This window comes from Pedobacter sp. UBA4863 (assembly GCF_002399615.1).
In the GTDB taxonomy this organism is placed as follows: Bacteria; Bacteroidota; Bacteroidia; order Sphingobacteriales; family Sphingobacteriaceae; genus Pedobacter.
Genome location: NZ_DHDZ01000043.1, coordinates 42,185 through 67,243 on the forward strand (window position 1 = coordinate 42,185; position 25,059 = coordinate 67,243).

Genomic DNA, 25,059 nt, shown 5'->3' on the forward strand with positions numbered 1-25,059 from the left:
CACAATAACTAGTATTTCATAACACACAATGCAACCGGCAAACTCTTCTACAATCAACCTCTTAGTAATCGACGATGACGATATCAATATTTTCATCATCAGTAAAATTGTTGAAAAAACAGGTTACCCTGTTGAAATATGCGCCAAGCATAATGGGCAATTAGCCATAGATTATATTAAAGATCTAGTTGCAAACAACCAACCTCTACCGCAATTAACCTTAATAGACATTAATATGCCCATTCTTAACGGATGGGAATTTATTGAAGCCTACGAGGCTATGCAGCTAAATGCCAAAAACGATATGTACATGCTTTCGTCATCGGTATATGAGAATGATATTGAGAAAGCTAAAGGTTACCAATCTGTTAAAGGATTTATATCAAAACCGCTATCTATAGACAGATTAAAAGAATTATTAGCCGAAGTAACTAGCTAAATAATTACAAACCTATCTTCCTGTATTTCTACAAAAGCCTGTGTTTTTGACTTAGAATGGTAGAAAAGACACCTCCACTTTTCTGCGGCAGCCCTATGCCCAAATTCATCTCTCAATTCCATTGCTTTACGCCCATCGTAATCGTATTTTGCCACAAATTTCCTAATCAGTTCCTCTGGTTCGGGCAATACATCGCCACCAAAAAACACTTTATCTTCGCCATCGTCAATTAAAAATACCTGATGGTATGGACAATGTGCACCAGTAAACTCGTAACTAATTTCGTTGGTTAATATGCCACTATCTTCTATTAAATGAATTTGAGCATTACGTTGTACAAAATCGAAAATATCGGTGTGGTACGAAGATGATTTACTCGAAAAAGCAGTTTCCCATTCGCCTCTTTGCATTACATAAGTAGCATTCGGAAAACTCAATTCCATTTTACCATTATAATGGTGCACCATTCCGCCAGAATGATCAAAATGCAAATGCGACATCAACACTAATTCTACATCATCCGGGCTGAAACCTGCTTTTTTAATGTTCTCATGCAAGTGTAGTTTTCCTTCCTCATTGCTGTAACCTAAACCAGTATCTAACAGTAACAAACTGTTTTCTAATTTTACCAGAAAAGGCTGTACATGAATAAATAACGAAGCTGGCCTGTCTTTAGGGTTGTCCTTTGTTGGATCGAAAGGAATAAATTTCTTGCTTGCATCTACCGAATATGAACCTTCTGACAGGGTAAAAACTTGTATCGCCATCTCTTTTTACGTAGGAAATTAAATGATATATTTACAGGTTACAAATATAGGCAGCTACACACGATTATGTGTCGGCACAACGTATAAAAAAGTAAAGACATCTCACAATACGCTTTAAAAGTATAAAAACATGGAAAAAAGGTGGGTACATCATCAACATACAAATCTTGAGGTAATCGATGAATTGGCCCACCAGTTAACGATAGATAAAAGTTTAGCAGAAATTTTGGTGCAGCGAGGTATCGCTACCTTTGAAGAAGCTAGACATTTTTTTAGGCCTCAGCTTCTACATTTACACGATCCTTTTTTAATGAAGGATATGGAAACGGCTATTGATAGAATTGATGTAGCAATTTCTACCGGGCAGAAAATTTTAATTTATGGCGATTATGATGTGGACGGAACCACGGCTGTAGCACTCGCCTATCAGTTTTTCCAGCAGTTCACCAAAAATATTGCCTACTATATTCCCGATAGGCACAGCGAAGGTTACGGCATTTCTACACAGGGAATTGATTACGCCAAAACCAATGGTTTCCAATTAATTATAGCTTTAGACTGTGGCATCCGCTCTAATGACAAGGTTACCTATGCCAGTTCGCTAGGCATCGATTTTATTATTTGCGACCACCACTTGCCTGGAGCAGAGCTGCCCAATGCCATCGCAGTGTTAGACCCAAAACGCAAAGATTGCCAGTATCCATTTAAGGAGCTTTCTGGGTGCGGCATTGGTTTTAAACTAGCGCAGGCTTACTGTATTGCCCAAAATTTACCCGACGAGCTGTACGAAAAGTACTTGGATTTGTGCATGGTAAGCATTGCGGCCGATATTGTGCCAATTGTAGATGAAAATAGAGTCTTAGCCTATTACGGTTTATTAAAACTGAACGAAAATCCATCAACCGGCTTAAAAGCCCTGATGCAAATTTCTGGCAAAACCGAAAACTATACCATTACAGACGTGGTGTTTATGCTAGCGCCTCGCATTAATGCCGCAGGGCGAATGGGGCATGCCAACGAAGCCGTTAAAATGCTGCTAAGCGACGAAGAGTTTATTGCCGACGAGCAAAGTGCTTTAATTAATTTACAAAATACAGAACGCAAAAGTTTCGACAAGGATATTACCCTAGCTGCATTGGCCATTATTGAACAAGACGAAATATTAATTAACCGAAAAACTACCGTAGTATTTCAAGAAAGCTGGAACAAGGGCGTAATAGGAATTGTAGCATCGCGGTTAACCGAAAAATATTACCGACCAACTATTGTGCTTACCCACTCAAATGGCAACTACACTGGTTCGGCCCGCTCTGTTGCAGGTTACGATTTATACGAAGCTTTGGTAGAATGCAGCGATTTGCTCATTCAGTTTGGCGGCCACAAATATGCAGCGGGCTTAACCTTAGCACCAGAAAACCTTCAGATTTTTGCAGACAGGTTTGAGCAAGTGGTATCAAAAAGTATCGATCCGGCCTTATTAATTCCTGAAATTAATATTGATGCAATCATACAATTAGCGCAAATAAATGGTAAATTTTTTAGGGTACTGTCGCAAATGGCACCGTTTGGCCCACAAAATATGGCGCCAATTTTTATGACGGAAGGCGTTACTTTAGCTGGCACCGCACAAATAGTAGGTACAAATCATTTAAAAATAAATATAAAACAACAAAATTCGACTATTTTTGAAGCTATTGGTTTTAACCTTGGAGAATTTGAAAAATTGTTAAAGCCAAACCAGTTGTTTTCTATTTGTTATACCATAGAAGAAAACAACTGGAAAGATAAAAAGCGTTTACAGCTAAATATAAAAGGAATTAAAATTTAAGTGGCAAGTAGTACGTTCTACGTTAAAAAGGACCAAAAAACTATACACCAACCATCTAAACACCCAAAGTTAAATGATTTTAAAAGCCGAGCATCTCATTAAAAAATACAAGCAACGTACCGTTGTTAACGATGTTTCATTTGAAGTAAGCCAGGGAGAAATTGTTGGTCTGTTAGGACCAAACGGTGCCGGAAAAACAACATCGTTTTACATGATTGTTGGTTTAATTAAGCCAAATGAGGGCAACATATTTTTAGATGGCGAAGATATTACCAAAGATGCGATGTATCGCCGTGCTCAAAAAGGTATCGGTTATTTGGCCCAAGAAGCTAGTGTTTTTCGTAAACTAACTGTTGAGGATAACATCATGGCCATTTTGGAGATGACCAAGCTGAACAAAGAAGAACGCAAGGAGAAGCTAGAAGAATTAATTAACGAGTTTAGCTTGCACAAGGTGAGAAAAAACCGTGGCGATTTACTTTCTGGTGGCGAACGCAGAAGAACAGAAATAGCCAGGGCATTGGCTGCCAACCCTAATTTTATTTTATTAGACGAACCTTTTGCCGGCGTTGACCCTATTGCCGTAGAAGAAATTCAAAGTATTGTAGCCAAGTTGAAGAAAAAGAACATCGGTATCTTAATTACCGACCATAATGTACAAGAAACTTTATCCATTACAGATAGGGCTTATCTACTTTTCGAAGGAAAAATATTAGAATCTGGAACCCCAGAAGTATTGGCCGCAAACGAAATGGTACGAAAGGTTTATTTAGGCGCTAACTTTGTGCTACGTAAGAAAAATCTATAATAAAAATTCTGATGGCGATAGTAAATTCAATTTTTACCTGGTATATGAAAAAGCGGATCCATCAGATTGAGCTTTTCATGAAATACCCATTAGACGTTCAGGATGAGTGGTTGCACACCTTAATTTCTAGTGCCGAAAATACCGAATGGGGCAAACTGTACGACTACAAATCTATTTTAACCGTTCAGCAGTTTAAAGAGCGGGTACCCATACAAAATTACGATACGCTGAAACCCTACATCGAAAGGATGTTGCAGGGCGAACAAAACATTCTGTGGCCTTCGGAAGTGAAGTGGTTTGCAAAATCGTCGGGTACTACAAGCGACAGGAGCAAGTTCATCCCCGTTTCTGAAGAAGCCTTGGAAGAGTGCCACTTTAAAGGCGGAAAAGACATGCTTTCTATCTATTGCAACAACCGTCCTAACAGCCAAATGTTTACGGGCAAAGGCTTGGTTTTAGGTGGCAGCCATCAAATTAATCAGCTTTGCGAAGATATTCACTACGGAGATTTATCTGCGGTATTGATTAAAAACCTTCCTGTTTGGGCAGAATATTACCGCACGCCTGATATGTCAATCGCTTTGATGGATAATTACGAGGAAAAGATAGACCGCATGGCCGAGGCTACCATCAAGGAAAATGTAACCAACATTTCGGGCGTACCCACTTGGACCATCGTTCTGGCCAAAAAAGTGATGGAGATTACTGGCGCCAAAAATTTATTGGAAGTTTGGCCAAACCTAGAAGCTTATTTCCATGGAGCGGTAAACTTCACGCCTTATCGCGAACAATTTAAAGAACTCATTCCATCTCCAGATATGTATTATTTGGAGACCTACAATGCATCGGAAGGTTTTTTTGGCATACAAGACCAATCTTTCTCAGACGAACTATTATTGATGCTAGATTACGGTATTTACTACGAGTTTTTACCCCTTGAGCATTTGGAAGATGAGAATCCGAAAACACTTTCACTAGATCAGGTAGAGTTGCATAAAAACTACGCCATCATCATCAGTACTAATGCCGGTTTATGGCGCTACCTAATTGGCGATACTGTTCATTTTACTTCTTTATCTCCTTTTAGGGTAAAAATTACCGGAAGAACCAAGCACTTTATCAACGCTTTTGGCGAGGAAGTAATTATAGACAATGCCGAAAATGCCTTAACCAAAGCTTGCGCAGCTACCAACGCTAAGATTAAGGATTATACTGCCTGTCCTATTTATTTTAGTGGCGAACAAGCCGGCAGCCATGAATGGATTATTGAGTTTGAGCAACAACCTACAGATTTTGAGCAGTTTGTAGATGTAATGGACAATACTTTACGCGAAGTAAACTCCGACTACGATGCCAAACGTTTTAAAGATATGGCTTTGCGCAGGCCGAAAGTTCACAATGCCCCAAAAGATACTTTTTATAACTGGCTCAAACAAAAAGGCAAGTTGGGTGGTCAGCATAAAGTACCTCGCTTGGCTAACAATAGAGAGTACGTAGATGACATTTTGAAGCTGCTGTAGTTAAGGTACGTTTATTGATAGTTTTCGGAGCAATGAAAATGAATTTCGGAAAACTGAAAATGAAGCTTGATGCTTTTAACAAAAAGGCGAGCGAACTGGTAAATGACAAAAGCAAAACTCTTTCAAAAATTGAAGAGGGACTAAAAATAGCTTCTGCAAATAAAGGAGCACTAAGCGATGTCTGGTCTCAATTGCTCTTACTTTTCTCCTTAACGAAGGATTATGCAAAAGGCAGCTATGTTGATATCCCTAAAACCACAATTGTTTCTGTTTTAGCGGCCTTGCTATATTTCATTTCGCCAATCGATTTAGTTCCAGACTTTATTGTTGGGATGGGTTTTCTAGACGACGCCTTTGTTTTAGGTTTTGTTTACAAACGTGTTTCTAAAGAATTGCTTAAGTACCAAGTGTGGAAGAAGATCGAAGACGAGAAACAAAAGAATACAATAGAAATTAGCAGTTAACTATTCATCCTTGTATCATTCGATTTTGAACGTTGCAATAATAGGACGGTGGTCAGAAGCATAGGTTTCTGCAATAACATCATGATGTAGCACCGGCCAATTTGCATTTTTGATTGCAATGTAGTCGATGGTTTTTTTTGGCAAATCTTGCGGAATTGTGCCCGAGCAATTATTTACACAAGTGCGTTTGAATTGTTTATCTAATAAATTGATTGCTTCAGAGCCAGCAACGCTGTTTAAATCGCCACAAAGAATAATTGGAAGCTTAAAATCCTCGAAATATTTAAGGATATACTCCATTTGTACATTTCTATTGTCGTGGGTACGCGACGCATCCAAATGAGTGTTTGCAAAAACAAATTCCTTACCTTGCACTGTTAGCTTTACATGAGAAAGAATACGCTTTTCGGCTACATGTTTCTGCGGCAGTGGCATTAGTTTTGCATCTTTCAATTCATGACGGCTTAATATCGCTAGGCCATATTCGCCACCATCGTGGTCAATTGCACGAAAGAAATGGTAATTCATACCTGTCTTTTCAGCTATTACTTTTGCTTCATCTAAGCCACTACGTTTGGTCAATTTGTCAACTTCTTGCAGAGCAACCACATCAGCATTAGCATTGTTTATCACATTTGCTATGGCATCAATATCGATAAGTCCGGTTTTTGATGGCGGGTTTGCATGATGTATGTTATAGCACAATATCTTTAACTGCCCCGAAGAACTAGCTACCGATGAGCTTTTTTTAACTGAACAGCTAACAAAAGCAATCATGCAAACTATCGTAAAAACCTTTATATAATGCATTTTTTTAGTTTTACTAAGAATCATAAACTTCTACAACAACGTTCTATCTTCCAAAAAGTCTAATCTCCCCACTTCCATTCGCCAGCTATTTTTAGCGGCTCTTTTAATTTTTGGCTTTCCAAGAACGTTTTCAATTCTGCATCCGAAAACCTGTTAACAGGAATTATTGGCGTGTTCGCCAAAGCATAAATCAACATCGATGAGTAGCGCACTGTATTTTTCATGCCCTGTTCATCAACTAAATGAAAACCATCGCCATCTGAATGATAGAATGGACCTGAGTTATTAGGCAATTTGCTACCAGCGCCAGTTCCCGTTGGAATTCCTTCTAGCATAAAGGGCTGATGGTCGCTGTGTAATCCAGCTCCTGCGTGAAAAAGATTTTTAAATCCTGTATCGATTTTCATCACTTCTGCTCCCCAGCTTTTAAACAATGGCTCCATTTCTTTTCTGGTTGCAGCATAACCTTTTTGGTCGTTGTTCATATCGTAGTTCAACATAAACCGCACCTGCCCCAATGTTTTATCCTTTAAACCTTGCGCTACATAAGCTTTTGAGCCTAACAAACCTTGCTCCTCGCCCATAAACATTACAAATTCTACGGTACGTTTGGTTTGCAGTTTCAACTTTTTGAAAGTCCTAGCCATATCGATAATTGAAAAAGAGCCTATACCATTGTCAATGGCGCCAGTTGCTAAATCCCAGCTATCTAAATGGCCACCCACTACAATCTTTTCATTTGGTATTTCAGCTCCTTTCAAAGTTGCAATTACGTTTCTAGCTTTAATCATTCCTGAAAAATTGGTCATGTCTATTTGCGCAAATTGCGGAGCCGATTTCAACTTTGCTTTCAAAGCCATGCCATCTTCCAAACCGATACATACCGCAGGAATTGGAATTAATTTACCCGTTACCGAAGCTGTTCCAGTAAGCAATACACCGCCTTCAACTTTGTTAATGATAACTACCCCAATTGCACCGTATTTAGTGGCGATGGCAGTTTTTTCTGAGCGATGTAAAGAAGCTGTACCTGCCGGAGAACCTGGCAGCACACCTAAATAAATTAAAGCGATTTTACCTTTAACCTTATCTTTTAATGGCTGATAATCTGCCTCCAAACCATTACCAACATCTACTAATTCTCCTACAACGTTTGCTTTTACAGGCGAATGCGCCAAGGTAACTGCTTTAACGCCAGATAAAGTTCCCTTGTCGTTTCCAATCTTTACAGCCAATGTTTTTCTATCCCAACTTTCTACTTCAAAGGGTTGATATTTTACCTCAAAACCGTAAGACTTGAATAAGTTATAGGCCTGTTCTTCGGCTTTTGCACCATTTACCGAGCCTGTTAAACGATGTCCATTTTTTTCGGTCGACTCTTTTAAATTTTGATAGGCTTGAGAATTAGCCTGAACCTCGGTATTAATTTGCTTAAAAACGGATGAAAAATTGTCCTGAGCTTTTGCATTGAACAATAAAGCGGCAAGGCCTGCGGAAAGAATAAGTTTCTTCATGTATTTGATTATAGTTTAACTAGATTGAAGTTAGCATTTTAAGTTTACAACCAAGTTTTATCGTTTAAATTTTACATTCCTTTCATGCCATTTTAGCGATAGGAGAAATCTAACTCTATGCTTTATTTTATTAGATTTCTCCTCGTCCTCGTCGAAATGGCGAAGAGACTAGTTACTCGGTGGTGGTAAAAACGTTTTTTCGTTTTGTTTCTTGGTATAATATCTAATCACAAAGAAAGCAACTACGCCAGCCAATACAAACATCCACAATCTAGATAGAAACAAAATAAACTCTTTGAAATACATCCACCCATCAGCTAGATTTAAGCCTAGCCTTCTAAAAAAATCTGGTTTGTAATCGTAAATATTATCATTAGCTACAACCATTGTTTTAATGGTATTGTCTTGATAAAAGCTTAGCGTAATTGTACTGTACTTTACTTGTTTATCGATATTCAAGTTCTCGATTTTCTTATCTATGTAATCATCTTTAATTATTAAAGAACTCTCCACATTTGCACTTTTTTTGGTTGCAACCTTATTAATCCGTTCAACAGCCTCTATCCTATTTTCCGATTTGAGCTTATTTTCTAGATAATCCAAACTCTTATCTTCCATTTTTAAGGATTGGTTATCCACAAAAATGGCCATAACGGCAATCTGATTAGTAAGGTCATCTAACTTTTCTGATGGGAGGCGAGCAACCAAATAGCCATTTGTGCTATACGAGGTAATTTCTTTTAAAGAATCGGAACTGTATTTAACTTTTTCTGAATTTTGTATAGAACTATTGGTATTAAATTCCATGACTAAACCACCCTTCTTTTTGATGGTATTACTTAAATCTTCCTTAGTGCGCTGTACATCTTTCACACGGAAGCGCATATCTGCAGTTTTGGTCATTTTTTCTACCAGTTCCCCGTTAGAAATGGCTTCTGCTGTAACGATAGTATCAGTAGCAGCGTAATCAGTTCCTTCTGTTTTATATTCGGAACTACAGCCCGTAAACAGAATTGTAGCCATAGCTACAGTGGCAAAATGTCTTTTCATCTTGTTATAGGTTTTAAGTGGTTATACTTGTTCCTTTAACAAAACTGTCTTAAGCATGCTATTTCCTTAAGGAAGACAATTTGTATAGAGGTTTTATGCTTAATGCCAAAAAACGATTAAGGTAACCCATTTTAGTTTTCTGTCGGGAATTTTTAGCCGCCAACAAACAAAAAAAGTCCCCTTACAGCTAACCGTAAGGGGACTTTTTTAAAAAATATATTTTCAGCTTATTTGGCGTCTAAAATTTTAAATACGCCTTTGCAGCAAATTACTGTTCCTATTGCCAAGATAGCCCAAGACACTAACGAAAGTGCCGTCGAATCGAAAGCAAAACGTAAGAAAGTGCCAATCACACAAATTATAACACCTACCAAAATAGTCATATAAATAGCTGGCTGATTTGCCGTGTCTATGCTTTTTTCTCTTTCTTTAGCATCCATGATTTATTTGTTTTAATTTTGTTTAGCGCAAAAATAACATTTCTCTACTAAAAAGCACGATAAATTAATAACTTTTAAGCTTTTCTAAGCGTTGTTTTGCTTTCTCTTGTTCGTTAAACTTTCCTTCTTTGTAAAGTAGCTTCTCCCAATCGCCATACATGGGGTTTGGCAACACAATAAACTTAGTACCAAATAAATGCTGGTTAGCATCTACTTCCGTTTTCGTATCTTTTCCTTCACGATAAAAAACGTTTGAAAAATCACTTAAATTATCGCCACAAAGCAATAACACGTTGTACTTCGCTAGTATTTTATCTCTACGTTCTTGTTTATCAGACGCATGTTGTTTCAACAAAATGTGATCTTCATCTACATACGGAAAGCCTAATTTCTTCAAATTTTCGATGGTTCCTTTTCTATCTGCTTCATCACGATTGGTTACGTAAAAAGTTTCTACATTTTTGCTCGCAGCAAATTTCAGGAACGATAAAGCACCGGGCACCGTATCGGCCATAGCTTTGGCGGTCCACGCAGTCCAGTCTGCAGGCACATAACTTACCCCATGCTGAATTTCGTAACCTTGAAAACGGGAGTTGTCTATAATCGTTTCATCTGCATCTACAATGATGCAATTAGGCTTGCCATTTTGATTCTCCCACAAAGCCTCTTTTAAAGACAACCTAGCAAAGTTGTAAGCCTGAAAAGCCAACGCCCTATACTCGCCGCTATATTGCTGCCATAACACGGCATTTGTCCAATCTCTTTCCGGCCCAGCCTTTTGAGCCGAAGCAATTACTGGAAAAGCCAACAAAGCAATTATTAAAAGTTTAAATCTCATATCTGATAAGTTAAAGGTCAAAAGTATAAAGTTAAAAGCTAAAAGCCATACCAATTTTAAAATGAATTGATAGTCAATCTGTAATAAGTGTGGGTTATAAAACGATTATTTTAAGAACAAACCTCTATCAACTTTTGAAACGAACATTGGCTTTACGTTTTGATAAGCTTGCGTAAAAGTAACGGGAATTCTTACTTTCTTATTCTCGTTCCACTTAAATTCTACAGCTAATAACTCTTCTCCTCTTTTTTCGATGTAATCTATTTCCTGCTGCTGCGTGGTTCGCCAAAAAAAGCTCGCCACATCAATTTGATTCTGATGCAAGTATTTAATTCTTTCTGCAATCATATAGTTTTCAAACAGTGCGCCAATATCATTTCTGTTAGCAATTGGATTAAAATTACGGGTTACCGCATTGATGATCCCATTATCGTAAAAATAGATTTTTCTTCCTTTTTTAATCTCATTGCGGACATTTCCAGACAAAGCAGTCAAAGAAAATATTACAAAGGCTTTCTCCAACAAATCAACATATTTCTCTACCGTTTTCTGGTCGGCTTTTACCAATTGCGCCAGCTCCGAAAAATTAACTTCACTACCAATTTGCAAGGCCAATGCCTTTACAATTTTTTCAAAAAGCTGTGGTTTTTTCACATCCTCCAATGCAAATAAATCTTTGTACAAGTAACTATCGGCTAATAGTTTCAAATGCTCCTCTGCTTGTTTTACGTTATTGATTACCTCTGGATAAGAACCATAAACCAACCTTTGCTCAAAAAGGCGTTCTTCGGTTAAAAAATCGTTATAATTTATTAGCTCGGCATAAGAAAATGGCAATAGCATCATCTCATACTTTCTGCCTGTTAATGGCTCATTAATTTTACCAGAAAGTTCAAATGCTGATGATCCTGTTGCGATAACCTGTACATGCTTAATTCTATCTACAATAATTTTAATGAGCAAACCAACCTCATTTATACGTTGGGCTTCGTCTATGAAAACCACCTCATAGCCTTCTAACATTTGCCTCAGCTGTACCGCATTGGGTTTAGCTAAATTTTCACGAGTGTCGGCATCATCTCCATTAAGGTATAATGTTTTTTTATTAACCTTAATTAAAAGTTGCTCTACAAAAGTGGTTTTACCTGTTTGCCTAGGGCCAAAAACAATAAATGCCTTGCCCCTAAACAACCTTTCTATAGCGTAATCTAATTGTTTTCTAACTATCATTACCTTTTAACTCTAATACAAAAGTATAATAATTCTGGATTACAATCCAAAAAAAAAATAATAATTTTGGATTACAATCCAAAAAAAACATAATAATTTTGGATTAACAACTACCAAAACAACAAAAAACCCTCACCGAAAAACGATGAGGGTTAGTATTTTCAATTCCCCTTTAGGGGATTTGGGGGTTTATCCACTCAATGCCGCTGCACCACTTACAATCTCGGTAAGCTCAGTTGTAATTGCCGCCTGACGGGCTTGGTTATAAGCCAATTTCAAGGATTTTAATAAATCACCAGCATTTTCTGTTGCCTTATCCATTGATGTCATACGGGCACCATGCTCAGAAGCATGAGAATCTAACACCGCTTTGTACAACTGAATTTTGATTGACTTAGGAATTAATTGCGTTACAATTTCTTCTTTGCTTGGCTCAAGAATATAATCTACATTAGTTTCTTTAACGCTAACTGCTTCTTCAGCTTTAGGAAGAGGCAACAACTGCTCTGAAGTTAAAATTTGAACAGCCGCGTTTTTGAACTGATTATAAACCACTTCTACCCTATCATACTTACCTTTCACAAAGCCTTCCATTATCGCATCAGTAATTTTAGTTACGTTTTCGAAAGATAAATCGGCATACACTTCATTATTATTACCAATTACGTTGTAACCTCTTTTTTCGTAGAAATCTTGCGTTTTTTTACCAATAGCAACAATATTTACGTTACCTTTTTTCAATTGCTCGCTATATTTTTCTGCAATTAAGTTGTTAGTGGTTTTAATTACGTTCATGTTAAACGCACCTGCTAAGCCCCTATTTGATGATACAGCAACAATTAAAACCTTGGTGGGCACTCTTTCTTCCGTAAATGGAGAGGTAGAACCTTCTAAGCTTGCTGAAAGATTTCCTAAAATCTCTTTCAACTTGGTTGCGTAAGGACGTAATTGAATGATTGCATTAGTAGCACGCTTCAACTTCGCAGCCGATACCATTTTCATCGCTTTGGTAATTTGCTGAGTTGACTGCACAGAGGCAATACGATTTCTTACTTCTTTTAAATTGGCCATTCTTTGTTAGATGTGAGATTTGAGATATGAGATGCTAGACTAAACGCCTTATCTCAAATCTCAAATCTCATTTCTCAAATCTATTAATATTTACTTGAAATTTCTTTTGCTACAGTTTCCAATACACCAGTAATGTTATCATCAAACTTACCAGCTTTTAATGCTGCTAAAGTTTCTGGATGACGTAATTCTAGCGCTTGTAAATAATCTGTTTCAAATTCTTTCACCTTGTTTACAGGTACATTACGCATTAAGTTTTTAGTACCGGCGTAAACAATAGCTACTTGTTTTTCTACTGTAAATGGAGAAAACTGCGCTTGCTTCAACATCTCTACGTTACGAGCACCTTTATCTAATACAGATTTTGTAGCCGCATCTAAATCAGAACCGAATTTAGAGAAAGCCTCTAACTCACGGTATTGTGCTTGGTCTAATTTTAAAGTACCAGCAACTTTTTTCATTGATTTGATTTGTGCGTTACCACCTACACGTGATACCGAGATACCTACGTTAATTGCCGGACGGATACCTGAGTTGAACAAGTTCGACTCCAAGAAAATCTGACCATCAGTAATCGAAATTACGTTAGTAGGGATATATGCAGAAACGTCACCAGCTTGAGTTTCGATAATTGGCAAAGCAGTTAATGAACCACCGCCTTTAACGATACCTTTAATAGACTCTGGCAAATCGTTCATGTTTCTAGCGATATCATCGTTAGCGTTGATTTTCGCAGCTCTTTCTAACAAACGGCTGTGAAGATAGAAAACGTCACCTGGATAAGCCTCACGACCTGGAGGACGTTTTAATAGTAACGAAACTTCACGGTAAGCCACAGCTTGTTTAGACAGATCATCATAAACAATTAAAGCTGGACGACCAGTATCACGGAAAAACTCGCCAATAGCAGCACCTGCAAATGGAGCGTAGAACTGCAATGGAGCAGGCTCAGCAGCAGAAGCAGCCACAACCACAGTATAAGCCATCGCACCGTTTTCTTCTAAAGTACGTACAACGTTTGCTACTGTACTTGCTTTTTGACCACAAGCTACATATATACAGAATACAGGGTTACCTGCTTCGTAAAATTCTTTTTGGTTGATGATCGTATCGATACAAACCGCAGTTTTACCAATCTGACGGTCACCAATAACCAACTCACGTTGACCACGACCAATAGGAATCATCGCATCGATAGCTTTGATACCAGTTTGTAGAGGCTCGTTAACTGGTTGACGATAGATTACCCCAGGTGCTTTACGCTCCAAAGGCATTTCGTAAGTTACACCAGCAATAGGTCCTTTACCATCAATTGGCTCACCTAATGTGTTTACCACACGACCAAGCATGCCTTCGCCAACTTTAATCGAAGCAATTTTTTTGGTACGTTTAATGGTATCACCTTCTTTAATCTCGTCTGATGGGCCTAATAAAACCACACCTACGTTATCTTCTTCAAGGTTCAATACAATTCCTTGCAAACCGTTAGCAAACTCAACAAGCTCACCACTTTGAACTTTAGTTAAGCCGTAAACACGAGCAATACCATCGCCCACTTGCAATACAGTACCAACTTCTTCAAGTTCAGCTTCTGATTTGAAGCCGGCCAATTGCTGTCTGATAATTGCCGAAACTTCGTCTGGTCTTACCTCTACCATAATTTTATGTTATTTTGATATCTTTTTGTAAATGTTTTCTTTGTTAAGCGTATGGCGTTGAGCGACCGATACGCCAAACGCTTATCGCTATGCGCAAAACTTAGTGCGCAAACTCCTTTTTCAACTTTGTTAAGCCGCTGGCAATGCTGGCATCAAACTGTTTATCGCCAACTTTTAAGATAAAGCCGCCAATTAAATCAGTGTTTACTTTCTCTTTCACTACAACCTCGCTGGCACCTAATTCCTTTTTAACTAAAGCAATTACTTCAGCTCTGTTCGCATCAGTTAATACACTTGCCGAAGTAACCTCTGCAGTAACAATACCTTTAATAGCATTATACTGTTGTACAAATTGCTTAGCGGTATCAAACAAGATAGAAGAACGACCTTTTTTAACTACCAATTGGAAAAAGCTATTGCTAATGGTATGTACTTTACTGCCAAAAATGCCTTCCAAAATACCTTGCTTTTTATCTAAAGGCACAATTGGGTTATTCAAAATAGCTTCTAACTCAGAATTATCGCCTACTATCTTCTCAAAAAACACCATATCATTTTTCACTTCTTCCACAGCGTTTTGCTCCTTAGAAAGATCTAACAATGATTTTGCGTACCTAGCTCCTGCTTTACTTGACATATATTTTTAGTTGTAAGTTGTAAGTTTATAAGTTGTAAGTCCTGAACTATCTAAAAAAGTACAAAACCCAAAACGTAAAACCTAAAACGTAATACTTATAACTTAATTTAATTCAACGTCTTTTAACAAATTGTTAACCAACTCTTGTTGCTTAGCCTTATCATCTAATTGTGTACGTAATACACGCTCTGCGATATCTAAAGACAAAGCCGAAACTTGACCTTTTAATTCTGCCAAAGCAGCTTTCTTTTGGTTTTCGATTTCGATACGAGCTTTTTCAATCAATTTAGCACCTTCTGTTTGCGCTTGATTTTTAGCTTCGTTAACAATACCATCTTTCAATGCTTTAGCTTCTTTTAAAATTTGGTCACGTTCTTCACGAGCTTGTTTCATCAACTCTTCGTTTTGAGAACTTAAGCGAGCCATTTCTTGTCTAGCCAATTCAGCTTTGTTTAAAGCCTCATCAATGCTCTTCTCACGATCGCTAATGCCTTTCATAATTGGTTTCCAAGCAAACTTGCCTAGTAAAAACACCAACACTAAAAATGCAATGGTATTCCAAACCAACAAACCAATTTCAGGAACTAATAAATCCATTTTATATAATTAAATATCTTTTTATGTTAAACTTTTCTTTAAACAAGCACCTTAACGGCAACCCCGAAAAAGGTGCTTGTCATAAAATCTTTCTTTGATTATTTTGCGATCAAAGAAACTACTACTGCGAATAACGCAACAGCCTCGATAAAGGCAGCAGCGATAAGCATAGCAGTTTGAATTTTTGAAGCGGCTTCTGGTTGACGAGCGATAGATTCCATTGCAGATCCACCAATTTTACCGATACCTAATCCAGCGCCAATTGCAGCTAAGCCTGCGCCGATTGCAGCTAATGTTCCAGTCATTTTTCTGATTTATTTATTATTGTTTAACAATTATGTTCTAATTAATGGTGCTCTTCTACCGCCATACCTATAAACAAGGCCGATAGAATAGTAAAAATAAACGCTTGTATAAATGCTACCAAGAACTCTATTAAGCCAATAAACACCGCAAAGAAAATTGAAGCAGGTGCAACCGCATAAGAGTTAAAGATAAAAATTAAACACAATAGCGACATTACCAAGATATGGCCCGCTGTAATGTTTGCGAACAAACGAATAGCGAGAGCGATAGGCTTAGTAAACATACCAAAAATCTCTACAGGAACCATCAATGGCTTTAACCACCATGGCACTGGAGGATTTAAAATGTGTCCCCAGTAATATTTATTTGCTTTAAAAGTTGTAATCAAGAATGTGCAGGCTGCCAAAACCACAGTTAAAGCAATGTTACCCGTAACGTTTGCCCCCCCCGGAAAGAAAGGAACCAAACCCAACATATTGTTTAACCAGATAAAGAAAAACACAGACAATAAATAAGGCATAAAAGCAGCATATTTATGCCCCAAGTTTGGTTTAGCAATATCGTCACGCACAAATAGAATAATAGGCTCCATAAAAGACTGAATACCTTTTGGGGCTTTACCTTCTCTCTTTTTGTAACCATTAGCTACCGCAATAAAAACAACTAACAATACTACCATTGAAAGCAGCATGCTAAACACGTTTTTAGTGATAGAAAAATCTAACGGACGCACATTTGTTGCATGATGCTCGGCATCTACAGCAACATAAGCGCCATGAGCATCTGGTGTTTCGTTAGCATAGTAAATTTTACCGTGAAACTTTGTTACCCTCACTCCGTTTCTCTCTACCACCACAGTCCCATTATCATCATGGTTAAAAGCAGCCGAAGAAAAATTAACCAAGCCTTTATCGGTGTACAATATCACTGGCAAGTTTAAAGTAAAACCATGCTCTCCATGACCAAACAAAGTAAACGAATGGCTATCACTAATATGGTGAAAAATAAAAGAGGTAATATCAAACTCTTTCTTTTCTTCTGTTGCTACATGTTCCTCAGCAGAAACAACCGACAAGGCTACACTATCAGTTTGTGCAAAAGCAGTAGTTCTAAATCCTAAAAACGCAGAAAAAAGCGTAAAAACAACAATTACTCTTCTAACTTTCGACACAAAAACTCGGTTATAATCCATTTACTCGCAGATTTTTACTATTTATTTTGGTGGCGCAAGTTACGCAACAAACCTAATATTTCAAAGAGGGTAAACAATAAATATAAAGAAAAAAAATTGAGCGCAAAAGCCATGTCGCCTTTGGTTTGTTTTAAGCTGTAAATCAACACGAAAGACATGGCAAAAAGCATTTTAATAATTACCGAACCTAAAATAGCAAACACACCAATTTGAGGATTTCTTTTAATCCCCATGTAAGCCAGCAAATAGGCTATAAAAGTTAATCCCGAAATAAACCCGAAAATTAACCAGAACTGATCCGTAATTGCTAGAGGGAAAAACTGCTTTATAGCCAATGCAAACCCAGCAAGCACAAACGTATAAAGTAAATAGGCAATGGTAAATTTTCTTAAGGCCACTTTTTTATTTTTTTTATTGCAAAGGTAATTAATACCAAGCAATAGCTTATTTTTTATTAAGTGAACGTACCACCTGATAAAGCGAAGCTCCTACGCCAACAACTCCAAAAACAGCCGTAAAAATAAAATTATCAATGTTATTATGCTCATCTATTTTATAGCCAACAAACGCAAATACACCAATAGTAGCTAACATTTGGAAAGCCATACCGGTATATTTTGCATAGTTTGTAGCCGTTTTATTTGTTTCTTTATTGGGTTGCTCGTCTAACATTTTTAAATTGCGGGTTAAATATTAAGATTATATTGCCGAATAAAATATTTTTGTAGATATTTTGTTATATCAGTAAACAACTCAAAATCCATTGAACACTCAAAATCAAAACATCTATTATATTGCTGTAGTTAGCACGCTGCTAGCATTATTCTATGGCTGCTCTAGCCAAAAGGACACCATTACCAACAGAAAGCTTCAAAATTTATCTGCAAGATATAACCTAATTTACAATTCTAATGTTTTGTTAGATGAATATTTAGAAAATATAAATCAGAGCAAAAAAGAAAATTTCGATAGTTTTCTGCCACTTTACCATGCTCCCGCCCCGGCAGACGCCACCACTGCCGGCACCAAAATAAAAGAGCTCGATGAAATTGAACAAAAAGCGAGAACAATAATAGCCGAAAAGAATTTTAGCAATTACATAGACGATGCCTATATACTTTTAGGTAAAACCAATTTTTTACAAGGCAAGTACTATAATGCCGTAGAGTATTTTGATTATGTGGCTAACACTTATAAAAAAGACCACAAAACACACTTAAATGCGCTGAACTGGAAAGCACGTAGTTTGATAACGTTGAATGATTTAACACTTGCCGAAAAGATACTAGACACCATGAAAGTAGTGCTAGATTCTGTAAAGCGCAAAAAAGCAGAGCCTTTGGCAACATTGGCTCAAATGAGCATCATTAAAGAAAACGATCAACAAGCAATAGCATATTTAGAAAGAGCACTAAAAGCCAAGCCTAGCGCATCAAACAAAATTAGTTGGACCTACACCCTTGCCCAGCTTTACGAAAGCGAAAAAGCCTACGAAAAAAGCTTGGCTGCTTATCGTAAAGTGGAAAAGAGCAATGCTCCTTTTGATATGTACTTTAATGCAAAACTGAGCAAGATTAGAATTAACGAGCAATTAAACCACCAAAAATTCGATAGAAAACTGGCATTAACCAAAATGCTAAAAGACGAAAAGAACTTAGATTTTAAAGATCAGATTTATTACGAAATTGCCGAAGATTATTATGCCAGCAATAACTATGGCAAAGCAGAAGAATATTATAATTTATCGATAAAGAACAGCAGCATTAATAATACCCAAAAAGCTTTATCTTATTTAAAAATTGCCGACTTAAACTTTAAACATTACAGTGATTATGTAACGGCCAAACTGTATTATGATAGCACCACAATGGTGCTGCCTAAAACACATCCTTTATATCACACTATTTCTAATAAGGCTAAAAACTTAGCTTATCTTCAGCAACGCTACGAAACCATAAGCTTTCAGGATACGCTACAAAAAATAGCAAAGCTACCGGCTACGGAAAGAGAAAGGGCAATTAGCAATTATTTTACCACCATAGAACAAGCACAAGCCACCGCAACAAACAGCGGCCAGCCCATTACTAGCGGCAGGACCAATGTCAACTATCAGGCACAAACGGGCGGTACATTTTATTTTGCCAATGCAAATGCCATTAGCAGAGGATTTAACGAATTTAAAAAGCGCTGGGGCAATAGAAAGTTGGCTGCAAACTGGCGTCAGAGTGCAAATAATAACCAAGGGCCGCAAACTGCTACCCCAACAGACGATTTAAGTTTAGGCAACCTACCCGAAAATCCAGATGTCCAAATTACCAAAGCGCTTAGCCCTACTTCAACAACTAGCAATTACTTAGATTCTATCCCGCTTACGCCTGCATTGCTAGAAAAATCAAATCAAAAAATTATTAACGCCTACCTAGATATGGGCAGTTTTTATCAGCAGGTGCTAAACGACAAGCCAGAGGCCATTAAAACCTATCAGGCCTTATTAAAAAGATTTCCTAATAACGATAAGCTGCCCATCGTTTATTACAGCTTGTACTTGGCCTATCAAGGCACCGACAACGCAAAATCTAACGAATATAAAAACCTCGTACTCAACAACTATCCGAGCAGCGCTTTTGCAAAAACCATTTTAGACCCCAACTTTTCTGTAAAACAAAACCAACTAGAAGTTTTGTTAAACACAGAATACGAAAGTTTATTTAAAAAACTGCAAGAGAAACAATTTTCTGCCGTAATTGTTGATGCCAACAACATTAGCCAACGCTTTCCGGGAAATGCTATGGAACCGCAGTACGACTATTTAAAAGCTATTGCCATTGGCCATACAGACAACGTAGATAAATTGATGGCCGCCTTTAAAGAGATAACCGAGAAACACAAAAGCAATAAATTAATTACGCCCCTGGTACAGCAACATTTACTTTACATTAATGCAAACCTTAGCGACTTTAAGAAAAGGAAAGTAGCCTTAGTAGCTTACGACACTAACGAAATCCCTTTTGCAGAGGCTAGCAAAAATAGCGTGAGGCTAAACGAGCCAGTAATTGCAAACATACTTGATCCGACAGGCAAAAAAACGATTACCGCTTACGTCCCTCCTGTGGTAGAAAAACCTATAGCGAAAAAAACTGAAGAAAAGCCACTGGTTGCTGTTGCAAAAAAAGATACTCTTACCGTACAACAACCAATTGCAATAGCCAAGAAAGATTCTCTAGCATTACCCCCTATCACTGTAAAAAAAGACACTACTTCTAATTCAATAACCGTAGTTAAAGCAATAGACACGGTAGCCAAACCTATTGACCTACCCCAGCCTGTAAAAGACGATTTATTTAATCCGGCATCATCAAACAACTATTATTATGTAGTAGCTGTAAATACAATAAACGTAAGTGTAAGTTCTTCTCGTTTTGGCATAGGCCAATTCAATAGGGGCAACTACGCAGGCAACAACCTTCGTCATCAACTAAAAGAGTTAGAAAAAGACCAACTTATTATTATAGGCGATTTTACAAGTGCCAACGAAGTAAGTGAATATCAGCAAAACATAAAACCACAATTAGGTGCAATTATGAAAGTTCCTACTGCTAATTATACTACTTTTGCAATAAGTAAGGAGAACCTCTATAAAATCACCAATCGGGAAACTTTAGAAAGGTATATCAGATACATCAACAACAATGAATTATAATAGAAACCACAATTCACTTTCACCAGAGCTAATAAAAAAATACAATTGGCGTATTTGGAAAGTACTTATCGCGGGCATTATTGCATTTGCAATATTCATTTTGATGATTAGTTTCGGCATTTTTGGCGAAATACCTTCATTTAGAGCAATAGAACACCCTAAAAGCAATCAAGCTACCGAGGTAATTTCTGAAGACGGAAAAGTATTGGGCACTTATTTCGTGAAAAATAGGTCTAACGTAGCCTATAGCGAAATTTCTCCAAACGTAATCAACGCCCTAATTGCCACCGAAGATATTCGTTTTCGTTCTCATTCGGGGATAGATTTCAGACGTACATTCACCATTTTCCTATATGCCATTATCGGCAAAAAACAAGGTGGAAGCACCATTACGCAACAATTAGCTTTAAATCTTTTCTCGGAAGAAGGCAGAGCGAAAAACTTCTCCAAGCGCATCATCCAGAAATTTCAAGAATGGGTAATCGCCATTAAACTAGAGCGCAACTATACCAAAGAAGAAATCATCACCATGTATTTAAACACGGTTGATTTCGGGAACCAAGCTTATGGAATTAAGTCGGCGGCCAGAGTTTATTTTAACACCACACCAGATAAGTTAACTGTGCCGCAGGCAGCTGTACTTATTGGCCTACAAAAAGGCATTACCCGATATTCTCCTACCAAAAATCCAGAACGCTCTTTAGACAGGAGAAATACCGTAATGGCTTTAATGGTAAAAGAAGGCTACATTACCGACGATGAGTTTGCCGGTGAAAAAGAAAAACCTTTGAACCTAAATTTTAATGCCGCAACTACCAACGACGGCATTGCGCCTTACTTTAGGTCGGTATTAAAAACCGAAGTAAAGAAAATCTTAGAAGAACGCTCCATTAATAAAGCCGATGGTACGCCTTATGATTTAGATAGAGACGGGCTAAAGATTTACACTACCATTAACTACGATATGCAAGTGTATGCCGAAGAAGCGCAGAAAGAGTACATGAAAACCTTACAAGCACAGTTTACCAAAAGCTGGAAAGGCAGAAACCCATTTAAAGGCATGGAGCAACTTATAGATCAGGGTATCAAAAGATCTGATCGTTACAAAGCTTTAAAACTAGAAGGCAAATCGGACGAAGAAATTACCACTGACTTTAATACGCCTACCCGATTAAATATTTTTACTTGGAAAGGCGATTTAGATACACTAATGAAACCAATAGACTCGGTAAAATATTACAAATTGCTTTTAAGAAATTCGATGATGGCCATGGACCCAAAATCTGGCGATATCAAAGCTTGGGTAGGCGGCATTAATTTCGAGCATTTTAAATACGACCAAGTTAAAATGGGCAAAAGACAAGTAGGCTCTACCGCCAAACCTTTTACCTATGCCGTAGCCATAGAAAATGGCTATTCGCCTTGCTATACCGTAGAAAATGTACCGGTAACCATTTCTAACCCTGGCAGTCCAGATTGGACACCAAGAAACTCGGGCACACCATTGCCTGGGGCAATTACCCTACAAAAAGCCTTGGCCTATTCGCAAAACTACATTGCTGCCTATTTAATGAAACAAGTTGGCCCCACCGCAGTAATGAACGAAATTAAGAAAATGGGCATTACCAGCGATGTACCTGCCGTGCCTTCTATTGCTTTAGGAACTTTTGATGCATCGGTTTACGATATGGTAGGCGCTTACAGTGTTTTTGCCAACAAAGGCGTTTGGACACAGCCCAACTTCATTACTAAAATAGAAGATAAAAATGGCGTGGTACTATACGAAAGCAAACCGCTAATTAAAGTGGCCATGAACGAGGAAGTGGCCTATGTAATGACCCGCATGTTGCGTGGCGTAGTTACCGGCGGAACAGCTTCTCGTTTAAATTACAAATACAAAGTAAATGGCCCAATTGGAGGCAAAACGGGCACTACTCAAAATAACTCTGATGGTTGGTTTATGGCCATTTCGCCAGATTTAGTAGCCGGCGTATGGACAGGCTGCGAAGACAGGGCATTTCATTTCATTAGCACTAGAGATGGCGAAGGCGCCAACTCTGCCTTGCCAATTTATGCAGGTTTTATGAAACGGATTTATGCCAACCCTAACCTAAAAATTGGCAAAACCGATTTTGAACCACCAGCCAGTGGCGTAAATATTGTTTATGATTGTAACCAATACCAGCAACAAGAACAGACAACAACAGAGTTGGATAAGAAATTGGGTTTCTAGATTCTATACAAATAATACCATTAGGCCTCGTAGATTTCGAAAATCTGCGAGGTCTAACTTTTTAGTGTAAATTTACATTCAAATGAGCAGTTTCGATTATAAAAAGGCATTAAAAGACATCCCCCATAAACCAGGCGTTTACCAATACTTTGATGCAGATGACAAGCTCATTTATATTGGCAAAGCAAAAGACCTACGCAATAGGGTAAGTTCCTACTTTGTGCAAGACAAACAGCTCAACGGTAAAACTCGTGTATTGGTTGCTAAAATTAGGCGCATACAATTTACTATTGTTGATACCGAAATTGATGCTTGGCTATTAGAAAACAGCTTAATCAAAAAGCACCAGCCCCGCTACAACATTATGCTCAAAGATGACAAGACCTACCCATGGATTGTCATTAAAAAAGAACCTTTTCCGCGTGTAATTTCTACCAGAAAAGTCATTAAAGATGGCTCTACCTACCTAGGCCCCTACGCATCTATTACCATGATGCATACCATTTTAGGCCTTATTAAAGAAACCTATACTTTACGCACCTGCAACCTGCCGCTAACACCAGAAAACATAAATGCAGGCAAGTTCAAGGTTTGTTTAGAGTATCAGATAGGGAATTGCAAAGGGCCATGCCAAAACTACCAAACCAAGCAAGACTACGACCAAAATATTGCCGAAATAAAAGACATTTTAAATGGCAAAATTGGCAATGTAATTAAAGAAGTAAAGCAAGCTGTTAAAACTGCTGCAGAAGAACTGAATTTTGAACTGGCACACCAACAGCAGCAACGCTTGTCTATACTCGAAAAATACCAAAGCAAATCTACCGTGGTAAGTAGCGCCATTACAAATGTTGATGTGGTAAGCATTGCTAGTGACGAGCGTTATGCCTTTGTGAACTATTTAAAGGTAATGAATGGCGCCATCATCCAAACACAAACCATAGAAATTAAAAAACGTTTGGATGAAAGCGACGAGGAATTACTTTCTATTGCCATTGCCGAGTTTAGGGGCAAGTTTAAAAGCACCTCTCGAGAGATTATAGTTCCATTTGAAATTCCCTTAGAAGATACTAACCTAAAGCTTATTGTACCCAAATTAGGAGAGAAAAAGAACTTACTAGAGCTCTCTCATAAAAACGTGTTGTTCTTTAAAAAAGAAAAACTAAACCAATACGAAAAGCTAAACCCAGCGTTAAAAACAGAACGGGTGTTAACGCAAATGAAAAACGATTTAAGGCTTACCCAATTACCTTATCATATCGAGTGTTTTGACAACTCTAACTTTCAAGGCAAATACCCAGTTTCGGCCATTGTAGTGTTTAAGGATGCCAAGCCTAGCAAAAAAGACTACCGGCACTTTAACGTTAAAACGGTAGAAGGGCCAAACGACTTTGCTACCATGCAAGAAGCTGTTTACAGACGCTATAAACGCATGTTAGATGAAAAACAACCGCTACCACAATTAATTATTATTGATGGTGGTAAAGGCCAACTATCATCGGCAGTAAGTAGTTTAAAGAAATTGGGGATCGAGAAAAAGGTAACAGTGATTGGTATTGCTAAAAGGCTGGAAGAGCTGTTTTACCCCGGCGATAGCTTGCCAATGTATCTGGATAAGAAGTCGGAAACGTTAAAAATCATTCAACAATTAAGAGATGAGGCCCATCGATTTGGCATTACCTTTCATCGTAAAAAACGCGACCAAGGCACTTTAAAAACCGAGCTGGAAGAAATAAATGGCATAGGCAAAACTACCGCCAATAAGCTTTTAACACACTTTAAATCGGTAAAGAAAATTAAAGAAGCAAAAGCTGAAGATTTAGCAAAGCTGCTTAACAAAAAACAAATGATTGCGCTTAGCAATTATTTTAACAATCAGGAAAACCCAAATCCCTAAAAGGGCTTTACCTACGTAGCTGTTAAAATTACAGTTTCAGAAACTGTTTAAATTTCAATA

At 37.8% G+C, this 25,059-nt stretch carries 23 protein-coding genes; 8 read left to right on the forward strand and 15 right to left on the reverse strand.

Annotated features, from left to right (window positions below; genetic code table 11):
- The first annotated feature begins 28 nt into the window (after positions 1-28).
- Entirely contained in the window at positions 29-439 is a 411-nt protein-coding gene (locus tag B3I52_RS11515; protein ID WP_293301383.1) for a response regulator, read from the forward strand.
- On the opposite strand, the gene B3I52_RS11520 is transcribed toward B3I52_RS11515, so the two are convergent.
- The gene (locus B3I52_RS11520) at positions 436-1,200 is read right to left on the reverse strand and encodes an MBL fold metallo-hydrolase (RefSeq protein WP_293301453.1); all 765 of its coding nucleotides are present in this window, start codon (positions 1,198-1,200) and stop codon (positions 436-438) included. The genes B3I52_RS11515 and B3I52_RS11520 overlap by 4 nt on opposite strands.
- Before the next feature lie 136 nt (positions 1,201-1,336).
- Between B3I52_RS11520 and recJ the strand changes: the two genes are divergently transcribed.
- The 4 genes from recJ to B3I52_RS11540 all read left to right on the forward strand — a co-directional run bounded on the left by recJ (position 1,337) and on the right by B3I52_RS11540 (position 5,826).
- Positions 1,337-3,034 (forward strand): single-stranded-DNA-specific exonuclease RecJ, encoded by a 1,698-nt coding sequence (gene recJ, locus B3I52_RS11525; RefSeq protein ID WP_293301385.1) that lies wholly within the window; start codon positions 1,337-1,339, stop codon positions 3,032-3,034.
- 73 nt (positions 3,035-3,107) lie between these two features.
- On the forward strand, positions 3,108-3,842 hold the full coding sequence (gene lptB / locus B3I52_RS11530) for an LPS export ABC transporter ATP-binding protein (protein WP_293301387.1): 735 nt from the start codon (positions 3,108-3,110) through the stop codon (positions 3,840-3,842).
- A gap of 11 nt (positions 3,843-3,853) precedes the next feature.
- Positions 3,854-5,362, forward strand: a complete 1,509-nt coding sequence (locus B3I52_RS11535; protein WP_293301389.1) for a GH3 auxin-responsive promoter family protein — start codon at positions 3,854-3,856, stop codon at positions 5,360-5,362.
- Between the two features lie 32 nt (positions 5,363-5,394).
- Positions 5,395-5,826 carry a YkvA family protein gene (locus B3I52_RS11540; RefSeq protein ID WP_293301391.1) on the forward strand — a complete coding sequence of 144 codons (432 nt, stop codon included), beginning with the start codon at positions 5,395-5,397 and terminating at the stop codon, positions 5,824-5,826.
- Positions 5,827-5,841: 15 nt separating this feature from the next.
- Here B3I52_RS11540 and B3I52_RS11545 read toward each other — a convergent pair whose 3' ends face one another.
- The 14 genes from B3I52_RS11545 to B3I52_RS11610 all read right to left on the reverse strand — a co-directional run bounded on the left by B3I52_RS11545 (position 5,842) and on the right by B3I52_RS11610 (position 17,841).
- Positions 5,842-6,636 (reverse strand): endonuclease/exonuclease/phosphatase family protein, encoded by a 795-nt coding sequence (locus B3I52_RS11545; protein ID WP_293301393.1) that lies wholly within the window; start codon positions 6,634-6,636, stop codon positions 5,842-5,844.
- A 59-nt stretch (positions 6,637-6,695) separates the two neighbouring features.
- Positions 6,696-8,150, reverse strand: a complete 1,455-nt coding sequence (locus tag B3I52_RS11550; protein WP_293301395.1) for a M28 family peptidase — start codon at positions 8,148-8,150, stop codon at positions 6,696-6,698.
- Positions 8,151-8,318: 168 nt separating this feature from the next.
- Complete coding sequence (locus B3I52_RS11555) at positions 8,319-9,200, reverse strand: DUF4349 domain-containing protein (protein ID WP_293301397.1); 882 nt, start codon at positions 9,198-9,200, stop codon at positions 8,319-8,321.
- Positions 9,201-9,427: 227 nt separating this feature from the next.
- Positions 9,428-9,640: a hypothetical protein gene (locus B3I52_RS11560; protein ID WP_293301398.1), complete on the reverse strand. Its 213-nt coding sequence runs from the start codon at positions 9,638-9,640 to the stop codon at positions 9,428-9,430.
- Positions 9,641-9,704: 64 nt separating this feature from the next.
- On the reverse strand, positions 9,705-10,478 hold the full coding sequence (locus B3I52_RS11565) for a 5'-nucleotidase, lipoprotein e(P4) family (protein ID WP_293301399.1): 774 nt from the start codon (positions 10,476-10,478) through the stop codon (positions 9,705-9,707).
- A gap of 105 nt (positions 10,479-10,583) precedes the next feature.
- Positions 10,584-11,708: an ATP-binding protein gene (locus B3I52_RS11570; protein WP_293301401.1), complete on the reverse strand. Its 1,125-nt coding sequence runs from the start codon at positions 11,706-11,708 to the stop codon at positions 10,584-10,586.
- A 189-nt stretch (positions 11,709-11,897) separates the two neighbouring features.
- On the reverse strand, positions 11,898-12,779 hold the full coding sequence (atpG, locus tag B3I52_RS11575) for an ATP synthase F1 subunit gamma (RefSeq protein WP_293301403.1): 882 nt from the start codon (positions 12,777-12,779) through the stop codon (positions 11,898-11,900).
- Positions 12,780-12,862: 83 nt separating this feature from the next.
- Positions 12,863-14,437, reverse strand: coding sequence for a F0F1 ATP synthase subunit alpha (atpA, locus tag B3I52_RS11580; RefSeq protein ID WP_293301405.1), 1,575 nt, complete (start codon positions 14,435-14,437; stop codon positions 12,863-12,865).
- A gap of 100 nt (positions 14,438-14,537) precedes the next feature.
- Entirely contained in the window at positions 14,538-15,074 is a 537-nt protein-coding gene (gene atpH, locus B3I52_RS11585; RefSeq protein ID WP_293301406.1) for an ATP synthase F1 subunit delta, read from the reverse strand.
- A 102-nt stretch (positions 15,075-15,176) separates the two neighbouring features.
- Positions 15,177-15,671 (reverse strand): F0F1 ATP synthase subunit B, encoded by a 495-nt coding sequence (locus tag B3I52_RS11590; protein ID WP_293301408.1) that lies wholly within the window; start codon positions 15,669-15,671, stop codon positions 15,177-15,179.
- A 98-nt stretch (positions 15,672-15,769) separates the two neighbouring features.
- Positions 15,770-15,976 (reverse strand): ATP synthase F0 subunit C, encoded by a 207-nt coding sequence (gene atpE, locus B3I52_RS11595; protein WP_010601523.1) that lies wholly within the window; start codon positions 15,974-15,976, stop codon positions 15,770-15,772.
- 41 nt (positions 15,977-16,017) lie between these two features.
- Positions 16,018-17,169: a F0F1 ATP synthase subunit A gene (gene atpB, locus B3I52_RS11600; protein WP_293301410.1), complete on the reverse strand. Its 1,152-nt coding sequence runs from the start codon at positions 17,167-17,169 to the stop codon at positions 16,018-16,020.
- A gap of 17 nt (positions 17,170-17,186) precedes the next feature.
- Positions 17,187-17,567: a hypothetical protein gene (locus tag B3I52_RS11605; RefSeq protein ID WP_293301412.1), complete on the reverse strand. Its 381-nt coding sequence runs from the start codon at positions 17,565-17,567 to the stop codon at positions 17,187-17,189.
- A gap of 46 nt (positions 17,568-17,613) precedes the next feature.
- Entirely contained in the window at positions 17,614-17,841 is a 228-nt protein-coding gene (locus tag B3I52_RS11610) for an AtpZ/AtpI family protein (RefSeq protein ID WP_293301414.1), read from the reverse strand.
- Between the two features lie 91 nt (positions 17,842-17,932).
- On the opposite strand from B3I52_RS11610, the gene B3I52_RS11615 reads away from it, so the two are divergent.
- From B3I52_RS11615 to uvrC, 3 genes are all read left to right on the forward strand, one after another.
- The gene (locus B3I52_RS11615) at positions 17,933-20,869 is read left to right on the forward strand and encodes a tetratricopeptide repeat protein (protein ID WP_293301416.1); all 2,937 of its coding nucleotides are present in this window, start codon (positions 17,933-17,935) and stop codon (positions 20,867-20,869) included.
- A complete protein-coding gene (locus B3I52_RS11620; protein ID WP_293301418.1) occupies positions 20,859-23,102 on the forward strand; it encodes a penicillin-binding protein 1A in 2,244 nt (747 codons plus the stop codon). The genes B3I52_RS11615 and B3I52_RS11620 overlap by 11 nt, the downstream gene beginning before the upstream one ends.
- Positions 23,103-23,184: 82 nt before the next feature.
- Positions 23,185-24,999, forward strand: a complete 1,815-nt coding sequence (uvrC, locus tag B3I52_RS11625) for an excinuclease ABC subunit UvrC (RefSeq protein ID WP_293301420.1) — start codon at positions 23,185-23,187, stop codon at positions 24,997-24,999.
- Positions 25,000-25,059 lie beyond the last annotated feature (60 nt).